This is a genomic window from Luteibacter sp. ME-Dv--P-043b, from assembly GCF_030209605.1.
Taxonomy (GTDB): domain Bacteria; phylum Pseudomonadota; class Gammaproteobacteria; order Xanthomonadales; family Rhodanobacteraceae; genus Luteibacter.
On the sequence record NZ_JARVRT010000034.1, the window covers coordinates 2,501 to 4,827 of the forward strand.

1 rRNA gene (cut by a window edge) is annotated in these 2,327 nt (G+C 53.8%); it reads left to right on the forward strand.

Going from position 1 to position 2,327, the window contains the following annotated elements:
* Positions 1–2,292 (forward strand): 23S ribosomal RNA (locus QRN34_RS16480) (it extends 593 nt beyond the left edge of the window).
* Positions 2,293–2,327: the final 35 nt, after the last annotated feature.

The window sequence follows — 2,327 nt, forward strand, 5'->3', positions numbered from 1 at the left end:
GTATAGGGGAGGCGAAGGGAAACCGAGTCTGAATAGGGCGAATAGTCTCTGGCAGTAGACCCGAAACCGAGTGATCTATCCTTGACCAGGTTGAAGGTGCGGTAACACGCACTGGAGGACCGAACCCACATCTGTTGCAATAGATGGGGATGAGTTGAGGATCGGAGTGAAAGGCTAAACAAACTCGGAGATAGCTGGTTCTCCTCGAAAGCTATTTAGGTAGCGCCTCGTGCGAACACTGTTGGGGGTAGAGCACTGTTATGGCTAGGGGGTCATTGAGACTTACCAAACCATGGCAAACTCCGAATACCAACACGTGATACACGGGAGACACACGGCGGGTGCTAACGTCCGTCGTGAAAAGGGAAACAACCCAGACCCGCAGCTAAGGTCCCAAAGTCATAGCTAAGTGGAAAACGATGTGGAAAGGCATAGACAGCCAGGAGGTTGGCTTAGAAGCAGCCATCCTTTAAAGAAAGCGTAATAGCTCACTGGTCGAGTCGGTCTGCGCGGAAGATTTAACGGGGCTAAGCTATGCACCGAAGCTCGGGGTGTACAGATTTTGATCTGTACGCGGTAGAGGAGCGTTCCGTAGGCCTGTGAAGGTGAGTCGTAAGGCTTGCTGGAGGTATCGGAAGTGCGAATGCTGACATGAGTAACGATAAGGGGGGTGAAAAGCCTCCCCGCCGAAAGCCCAAGGTTTCCTCGCGCAACGTTCATCGGCGCAGGGTGAGTCGGCCCCTAAGGCGAGGCAGAAATGCGTAGTCGATGGGAAGCAGGTTAATATTCCTGCACTTTTCTACAGTGCGATGTGGGGACGGAGAAGGTTAGGTCTACCAGGCGTTGGTTGTCCTGGGGAAAGGCGGTAGGCATGATTCTTAGGCAAATCCGGGAATCTTTATGCCGAGCACCGAGACGAGTCCTATGAGGACGAAGTGACTGACACCACGCTTCCAGGAAAAGCCACTAAGCTTCAGCTGTAGAAAAACCGTACCGCAAACCGACACAGGTAGGCAGGGTGAGAATCCCAAGGCGCTTGAGAGAACTCGGGTGAAGGAACTAGGCAAAATGGCACCGTAACTTCGGGAGAAGGTGCGCCCCTTGGTGTGGTCACGTGCGTGACTGAGCATCGAGGGGTCGCAGTAACCTGGCCGCTGCGACTGTTTATCAAAAACACAGCACTCTGCAAACACGAAAGTGGACGTATAGGGTGTGACGCCTGCCCGGTGCTGGAAGGTTAATTGATGGGGTCAGCCGCAAGGCGAAGCTCTTGATCGAAGCCCCAGTAAACGGCGGCCGTAACTATAACGGTCCTAAGGTAGCGAAATTCCTTGTCGGGTAAGTTCCGACCTGCACGAATGGCGTAACGACAGCGGCGCTGTCTCCACCCGAGACTCAGTGAAATTGAAATCGCTGTGAAGATGCAGCGTTCCCGCGGCAAGACGGAAAGACCCCGTGAACCTTTACTATAGCTTTACATTGAACGTTGAGTTCTTCTGTGTAGGATAGGTGGGAGGCTATGAAACCGAGACGCTAGTTTCGGTGGAGCCATCCTTGAAATACCACCCTGAAGTGCTTGACGTTCTAACCTAGGTCCGTAATCCGGATCGGGGACCATGTATGGTGGGTAGTTTGACTGGGGCGGTCTCCTCCCAAAGAGTAACGGAGGAGCACGAAGGTACGCTCAGCGCGGTCGGACATCGCGCACTGTGTGCAAAGGCATAAGCGTGCTTGACTGCGAGATCGACGGATCAAGCAGGTACGAAAGTAGGTCTTAGTGATCCGGTGGTTCTGTATGGAAGGGCCATCGCTCAACGGATAAAAGGTACTCCGGGGATAACAGGCTGATACCGCCCAAGAGTTCATATCGACGGCGGTGTTTGGCACCTCGATGTCGGCTCATCACATCCTGGGGCTGTAGCCGGTCCCAAGGGTATGGCTGTTCGCCATTTAAAGTGGTACGCGAGCTGGGTTCAGAACGTCGTGAGACAGTTCGGTCCCTATCTGTCGTGGGCGTTGGAGATTTGAGGGGGGCTGCTCCTAGTACGAGAGGACCGGAGTGGACGTTCCGCTGGTGTTCGGGTTGTCATGCCCATGGCATTGCCCGGTAGCTACGAACGGAAGTGATAACCGCTGAAAGCATCTAAGCGGGAAGCACGCCCCAAGATGAGATCTCCCGAGAGCTAGACTCTCCTTAAGGCACCATCAAGACTAGGTGGTTGATAGGCACGGTGTGGAAGTGCAGCAATGCATTGAGCTTACGTGTACTAATGAGCCGTGAGGCTTGACCATATAACCCCAAGACGCTTCACCGTCTTAATCTCTTA